The organism is Streptomyces sp. NPDC093018, assembly GCF_040684035.1.
Classification (GTDB): domain Bacteria; phylum Actinomycetota; class Actinomycetes; order Streptomycetales; family Streptomycetaceae; genus Streptomyces; species Streptomyces murinus.
The window spans coordinates 21,163-28,034 of sequence record NZ_JBFBFF010000032.1 but is presented as its reverse complement, the minus strand read 5'-3'; the positions used below and the strand labels follow the sequence as shown (position 1 = coordinate 28,034).

Below are 6,872 nucleotides of genomic sequence, written 5' to 3'. Positions count from 1 at the left end.
GACTTCCCACGGCTTCGGCCGAGCCACCCCACACCCCCAGATCACCAGTCCCGCAGTGATCCAACCACCCCGAAGATCATTTCGTTAGGAGTTCTTAGGCCGACCGGTTCACTCAGCTCTACGGCGGGCCCCTACAGCCGCTGAGCGAAACCGCACCACCTGGCCACGTAGGCGAGCTTGCCGTTCTTGTCGGCCACGCGTGCCCATTCGTCGCTGCGCAACCCGCCGCTTCCGTCGGCGTATTTGCAGGTGTAGGTACCGCCCTTGACCGACGCACCGCAGTCCGACTTCTGGTACCAGCACCAGGCACCCTTGCTGCAGTTGGACAGGTGACCGACGATCTTGCCGCCGGCGCTCGCGGAGTCACGGATGTTGAGAGCGCAGTCATTGCCGTGGTTGGGCGTCATGTACCAGTGGGTCGCGGCCTGGTGCGCGGGACGGGACTCGCTCGCCGCGGCCGTACCGACAAGCCCGAGTCCCATGAGTGCGGCGGCGGAGGCCACACAGACAATCCGCCGGGCGTGACTTTTCCGGACCATCTTTCCCCCATGTGCATGGAAGGTGATTCTGGTGCGTTTACCAGGATTTCCATCCAGTGACGCACAGTCAACGCTTTGCTCCCGATCGGCGAATCCTGTCCGGTTCGCGTTCGCTCACAAGAGGGACGCGGACCGCCGGGCCCGGTGTCCCCGCGGAGCCGCGGTGACGTTCGCCGCGGCCCCTGACTGCCGGTCAGCTCTTGGCCTCGATCATTCCAAGAGACATTCAACGACTGGCTGGATCAAGGTCAAGATGCGCCACCGTCGGCCCTCGGCCCGGCCGCGCGGCCTGCGGTGATTCCGGTTGGTGTCCAGCTGGTCACCAACCGGTTTCGATCTTGGTGGCCCGAGCCGGGCGTAGGGTTCAACAAAGTGTTGAAGCGGAGCTCTTCTTCCCCGGTGCACAAGGGTGTTGATGGTTCCGCCGTGTCCTCAAGCAGGGAGAATACCCATGCCTACAGCCGGTCAGGCGGTACGGACCATGGGCCGGAGACCGATCGCCGCCTGGCGGACGCACCTGCACGGCATCGCCCAGGTCGCGCTCAGCGCGAACCCGTGGACGGGACTGCTGTTCCTCGCCGCGCTCTTCGCCGACGACTGGAGGCTCGGCGTCTACGGAGTGCTCGGCACACTCGTGTCCACGGGAGCGGCGGCCGCGCTGCGCACCGACTGGGACGGCCGGCTGAGCCAAGGGCTCGAAGGGTACTGCGGTTGCCTCGTCGGCATCGCGACGCTCGTCCGGCTCGGCGCCTCCGGGCGGACCGCGCTGCTCGTCGTCCTCGCCGCCGCGGTCTGCTCGATCCTGACCGCCGCGGCTGTCCGCCTCCTCGGGCCCCTCGGACTGCCCGTGCTGACCGCCCCGTACTGCCTCGTCGCCGCCGTCATGGCGATCGCGCCGCCCTCGAACGCGGCGGCGACCCCGGCGTCGGCCACCGCGCACGCCGCGGCCACCGGACCGTCCATGGCGGACCTCGGCCACGCGTTCTGCGACAACATCGGGCAGGTCTTCTTCCTCGAAAAGTGGTACGCGGGCCTGATCGTCCTCGTCGGACTGCTCGTCTCCTCCCGGCGCGCGGCCGTCGCCGCCGCCTGCGGCAGCGCCGTCGCGGTCCTGACCGCCCGGGCCATAGGCCTGCCCGCCGACCGCATCGCCGAGGGGCTCTACGGCTACAACGCGGTGCTCGTCGCCATCGCCCTGGCGGCCACCTTCCTGGCCCCGACCCCCTGGACCGCCGGCTACGCCGTACTCGCCGCCGTGGCCTCGGTCCCTTTGACCACCGCCTGGACCGCCGTTGTCCAGCCGTCCGGCGGATCACCTTTCACCTGGCCGTTCGTAGTGACGACCTGGCTCTTCCTGGCGGCCGCGCCGGCGATGGACCGGCCCGGCATGCCGTACGAGAAAGCGAAGTGACGCGATGAACCTCGCACCACGCGAGATCGACAAGCTCCACGTCTATGTGGTGGCGGACCTGGCCCGCCGCCGCAGGGACCGAGGCACCAGGCTCAACTACAGCGAAGCCGCCGCACTGATCACCGAGGCCGTGCTCGAAGGCGCCCGGGACGGCCACACCGTCGCCGAGTGCATGGAGCTGGGCCGCAAGGTCGTCACCGCCGACGACGTCATGCCCGGAGTGCGCGAGATGCTCACCGTCCTCCAGGTCGAGACGGCCTTCGTGGACGGGACGAAGCTGGTCACCTGCCACGACCCGATCAGCGCCTGAACCACACCGTCCGAACCACCGAGGGGACCAACGATGTCGGGTGGAGCCTACCTCTACGGGGACGACCCCGTGGAGATCAACCCCGGCCGGGCCAAGGTCAGTCTCACCGTCGCCAACACCGGGGACCGTGCTGTACAGATCGGCTCGCACTACCACTTCTTCGAGGCCAACCGCGCGCTGCGGTTCGACCGCGAGGCCGCGTACGGCATGCACCTGGACATCCCGTCCGGCACCGCCGTGCGCTTCGAACCCGGCGACACCCGCGAGGTCGAGTTGTGCGCCTTCGGCGGCACCCGGCGGCTCGTCGGCTTCGCCGGACTCGTCAACGGCGGACTGAACGCCGAGGACACCCGGCGGGCCGCGCTGCGCCGCGCCGCGCGTCGGGGATTCGCCGGTACCAGCGGCGACTTCGACACCGAGAACGAGGGGACCGACAACTGATGGCGATCATCCCGCGCCGGCAGTACACCGACCTGTTCGGCCCCACCGTGGGCGACCGCTTCCACCTCGCCGACACCAACCTGGTGGTCGAGGTCGAGTACGACCACAACGCCGGCTCCTACGGGGACGAGGCCGTCTACGGCGGCGGCAAGGCCATCCGCGACGGCATGGCACAGGACCCCGCCGCGCTCAACCGCGAGGGCGCACTCGACCTGGTGATCACCAACGTCGTCGTCCTCGACCCGGTGCTCGGCGTCGTCAAGGGCGACATCGGTGTCCGCGACGGCCTGATCGTCGGCGTCGGCAAGGCCGGAAACCCCCATGCGCAGAACGGCGTTGACCCCAAGCTGGTCATCGGGCCCGGCACCGAGGTGATCTCCGGCGAACACCTGATCGCCACCGCCGGCGGGGTCGACACACATATCCACTTCATCTCCCCCCAGCAGGCCCAGGAGGGCCTGTCCAACGGCATCACCACCTTCTTCGGCGGCGGCACCGGACCGACCGACGGCAGCAACGGCACCACCTGCACCCCCGGGCCGTGGAACATCCACCGGATGCTGGAGGCCGCCGAGGACCTGCCGGTCAACGTCGGCCTGCTCGGCAAGGGCAACGGCAGCCTGCCCGAGGCGCTGCGCGAACAGGTCGAAGCGGGTGTGTCGGGCCTGAAGGTGCACGAGGACTGGGGCGCCACCCCCGCCGCCATCGACAACGCGCTGCGGATCGCCGACGAGTACGACGTCCAGCTGGCCATCCACACCGACACCCTCAACGAGGGCGGCTTCTTCGAGGACACGCTGTCCGCGATCGATGGCCGGACCATCCACACCTTCCACACCGAGGGCGCGGGCGGCGGCCACGCCCCCGACATCATGCGGGTCTCCGGCGAGCCCAACGTGCTGCCTGCCTCCACCAACCCGACCCTGCCGTACACCATCAACTCGGTGGACGAGCTGCTGGACATGGTGATGGTCTGCCACCACCTGTCCCGTGACATCCCCGAGGACGTGTCGTTCGCCGACAGCCGGGTGCGGGCCGAGACCATCGCGGCGGAGACGGTGCTGCACGACCTCGGCGTGATCAGTATCTTCTCCTCCGACTCCCAGGCCATGGGCCGGGTCGGCGAGTCCTTCGCCCGCGCCTTCCAGACCGCGCACCACTGCAAGGAGATGCGCGGCACCCTGGCCGAGGACAGCTCGCGCAACGACAACGCGCGCGTCCTGCGCTATCTGGCGAAGCTCACCATCAACCCGGCGATCGCGGTGGGCGCCGCCGATGTGATCGGCTCGCTGGAGCCCGGGAAGCTCGCCGACATAGTGCTCTGGCCGATCCATTCCTTCGCCGCCAAGCCCAAGCTGATCATCAAGGGCGGCATGGTGAACTGGGCGCTGATGGGCGACCCCAACGCCTCCCTGCCCACCCCTCAACCGGTCTACTACCGGCCGATGTTCGGCTCGTACGGCCGGGCCCGGCAGCGCACCTCCGTCACCTTCATGTCGCAGGCGGCCATCGCCGCGGGCGTCCCCGGAGAGCTCGGCCTGGGGCGCCGGATCGAGCCGGTGCGGCGCTGCCGGACGGTCGGCAAGCAGCACATGGTCCGCAACGACGCGCTGCCACGTATCGAGGTCGACCCGGAGACCTACAAGGTCACCGTCGACGGCGAGCCCGCCACCATCGAGCCCGCCGAACGCCTCCCGCTCAACCAGCTCTTCTACATCGTCTGACCCGCCCGGCACGAACGGAGACCCGGCGTGAACGACCCGATGCCGACCCAGGCGCTGCTGACCGGGCTCCAGCTCACGGACTCGGCCTTCCCCAGCGGCTACTACACCCTCTCCCACGGCCTGGAGGGCTTCCAGCAGGCCCACGCGGTCACCCCGCGCACGCTGCCCGCCCTCCTGCACGACCTGCTCCGGCACAGCGCGGGACCGGCCGACGCGACCGCCCTCGCCCTCACCCACCGCGCGGTCGGCGCGGACGACTGGGACCACGTGGTCGCCGTGGAACGGCGGTTGTACGCCACCAAGCTGGGCCGCGAGGCCCGGCAGGCCGCCGTCCGCACCGGGCGGCAACTGCTCGACCTGGCCGGTGAGGTCTACGGCGCCCGGCCGATCGAGCGCTACCGCTCCCTGTACCGCGAGGGCGCGGTACGCGGGTGCCAGCCGGTCGTCGCCGGGGTCGTCCACGCCGCGGGCGGACTCACCACCCGGCAGGCGGTCACCTGCGAGCTGTTCGCCTTCGCGGCCAGCTTCGTCGGTGCCGCCCTGCGGCTGCGGCTCACCGACCACCGCCGGGCCCAGGTCGTCCTGCACGGCGCCGCCCCGGTGATCGAGGAGACCGCCGAGGCGGCCCTGCTCCGCGAACTGCCCGACCTGGGCGGCTGCGTGCCCGTCGCGGACGTCATGGCCGGCCGCCACGAACGCGCCGAGGCCCGGCTCTTCGCCAGCTAGCGGCCGTCGCGACCACACATCGACGAGGAAAGGAACGAACACCATGCACGACCCCACACAGGTGCGGGGCTCCCGGCACCACCACGACCACGAGGAGTTCGTGAAGCGCCCCGCCGACGGTGTGCTGCGCGTCGGGATCGCCGGGCCCGTCGGCTCCGGCAAGACCGCGCTGATCGAGGCACTCGTCCCGGTGCTCATCGGGCGCGGCCGCACCCCCGCGGTGATCACCAACGACATCTACACCTCCGAGGACGCCGCCCATGTACGGCGCACCCTCGCCGGAGTCCTGGACGCCGACCGCATCGTCGGCGTGGAGACCGGAGCCTGTCCGCACACGGCGGTCCGGGACGACCCGACGATGAACCAGGCCGCCGCCGACGAGATCCTGGAGCGCTTCCCCGCGGTGGACACGCTGCTCTTCGAGAGCGGCGGCGACAATCTCACCCTCACCTTCAGCCCGGCACTCGTCGACCTCTTCCTGTTCGTGCTGGACACCGCCGAGGGCGACAAGATGCCGCGCAAGCGAGGTCCGGGCATCACCGAGTGCGAACTGCTCGTCATCAACAAGATCGACATCGCCCGGTACGTGCGCTGCGACCTGTCGCAGATGGAGGCGGACGCCCACCACGTCCGCCAGGGACGGCCGGTGGTGCTCACCAACTCCCTCACCGGAGAGGGCCTGGAGACCATCGCCGACTTCGTGCTGTCCCACGAGGCCGCCCGGGGCACCGGCCGGATGACGGCTTCCGCATGACGACGGCGCCCGCGCGGCTCGACCCCGCACACTACGAACCCCCGCGGACACCGGCCCGGTTGCTCGACCTCACCGGTACGGCGGACACCCTGGCCGCCGGGCGCCCCGGCAAGGTCGGCCTGCTCGAACTGCGCTACGCGCGGATCGGCGACCGTACCGAACTCGTGGACCGCTACCAGAAGTCGCCGTTGCAGATCATGCGTCCGCTGTACGTCGACCCGCTGCGGCCCGACATGCCGGTGACCTATCTGATGTCCACGGGCGGCGGCATCGTCCAGGCCGACCGCAACCGCGTCGACATCGACTGCGGCCCCGGCACCACGGTGCACCTGACGACGCAGGCCGCGACAAAACTGCACCGCATGGAGTTCGACCACGCCACCCAGGTGGTCAACCTCACGGTGGGGGAGGGCAGTTACGTCGAGTACCTGCCCGACCCGCTGATCCCCTACCGGGACGCGCGCTTCTACCAGCGCACCCGTGTCAGCGTCCACCCCACGGCCACCGTGCTGCTGGGCGAGGTGATCGCCGCCGGCCGCCTGGCCCGCGGCGAACGGCACGCCTATCGCATGCTCTTCAGCGACCTGGAGATCACCCGGGGCGACGGGGAACTCGTGGCCGTGGACACCGTCCGTCTCGACACGGGCGAGCCGGGCTCGGTGACCGGCCCCGCGGTCTTCGCCGGGTACGACCTGATGGCCACGCTCTACGTCGTCTCCCCGCTCGCGCCCGCGACGGAGATCGCGGACGCCCTGCACGATGCCCTGTCGGCCACCGGAGTGGACTTCGGGGTGAGCGTGCTGCCCGACGACTGCGGGGCGTGGGCGCGGATCCTGGGCAGCGACCCACCCGCGGTCACCCGCGCGACGCACACGGCCTGGGACGCCGTGCGCCGTCTGCTCATCGGCGCGCCCGCCCCGGATCTCCGCAAGACCTGACCGGCCGTGCCCGGCGACGGCGACGGGCG

8 protein-coding genes are annotated in these 6,872 nt (G+C 70.4%); 7 read left to right on the top strand and 1 reads right to left on the bottom strand.

The window, feature by feature from the left end; all coding sequences use genetic code 11:
- Positions 1 to 131: 131 nt before the first annotated feature.
- Positions 132 to 482 carry a hypothetical protein gene (locus AB0N90_RS37150; protein WP_365203869.1) on the bottom strand — a complete coding sequence of 117 codons (351 nt, stop codon included), beginning with the start codon at positions 480 to 482 and terminating at the stop codon, positions 132 to 134.
- A gap of 508 nt (positions 483 to 990) precedes the next feature.
- Between AB0N90_RS37150 and AB0N90_RS37145 the strand changes: the two genes are divergently transcribed.
- The 7 genes from AB0N90_RS37145 to AB0N90_RS37115 are packed head-to-tail and all read left to right on the top strand — an operon-like array spanning position 991 to position 6,843.
- Positions 991 to 1,950, top strand: a complete 960-nt coding sequence (locus AB0N90_RS37145) for an urea transporter (protein ID WP_365203868.1) — start codon at positions 991 to 993, stop codon at positions 1,948 to 1,950.
- 4 nt (positions 1,951 to 1,954) lie between these two features.
- Complete coding sequence (locus tag AB0N90_RS37140) at positions 1,955 to 2,260, top strand: urease subunit gamma (protein ID WP_365203866.1); 306 nt, start codon at positions 1,955 to 1,957, stop codon at positions 2,258 to 2,260.
- Positions 2,261 to 2,293: 33 nt separating this feature from the next.
- Positions 2,294 to 2,701: an urease subunit beta gene (locus AB0N90_RS37135; RefSeq protein WP_365203865.1), complete on the top strand. Its 408-nt coding sequence runs from the start codon at positions 2,294 to 2,296 to the stop codon at positions 2,699 to 2,701.
- Positions 2,701 to 4,425: an urease subunit alpha gene (gene ureC, locus AB0N90_RS37130; protein ID WP_365203864.1), complete on the top strand. Its 1,725-nt coding sequence runs from the start codon at positions 2,701 to 2,703 to the stop codon at positions 4,423 to 4,425. Before AB0N90_RS37135 ends, ureC begins: the two co-directional genes overlap by 1 nt.
- A gap of 39 nt (positions 4,426 to 4,464) precedes the next feature.
- Complete coding sequence (locus AB0N90_RS37125; RefSeq protein WP_365203872.1) at positions 4,465 to 5,151, top strand: urease accessory UreF family protein; 687 nt, start codon at positions 4,465 to 4,467, stop codon at positions 5,149 to 5,151.
- 43 nt (positions 5,152 to 5,194) lie between these two features.
- Entirely contained in the window at positions 5,195 to 5,905 is a 711-nt protein-coding gene (ureG, locus tag AB0N90_RS37120) for an urease accessory protein UreG (RefSeq protein ID WP_365203862.1), read from the top strand.
- Positions 5,902 to 6,843, top strand: coding sequence for an urease accessory protein UreD (locus tag AB0N90_RS37115; protein ID WP_365203861.1), 942 nt, complete (start codon positions 5,902 to 5,904; stop codon positions 6,841 to 6,843). The genes ureG and AB0N90_RS37115 overlap by 4 nt, the downstream gene beginning before the upstream one ends.
- Positions 6,844 to 6,872 lie beyond the last annotated feature (29 nt).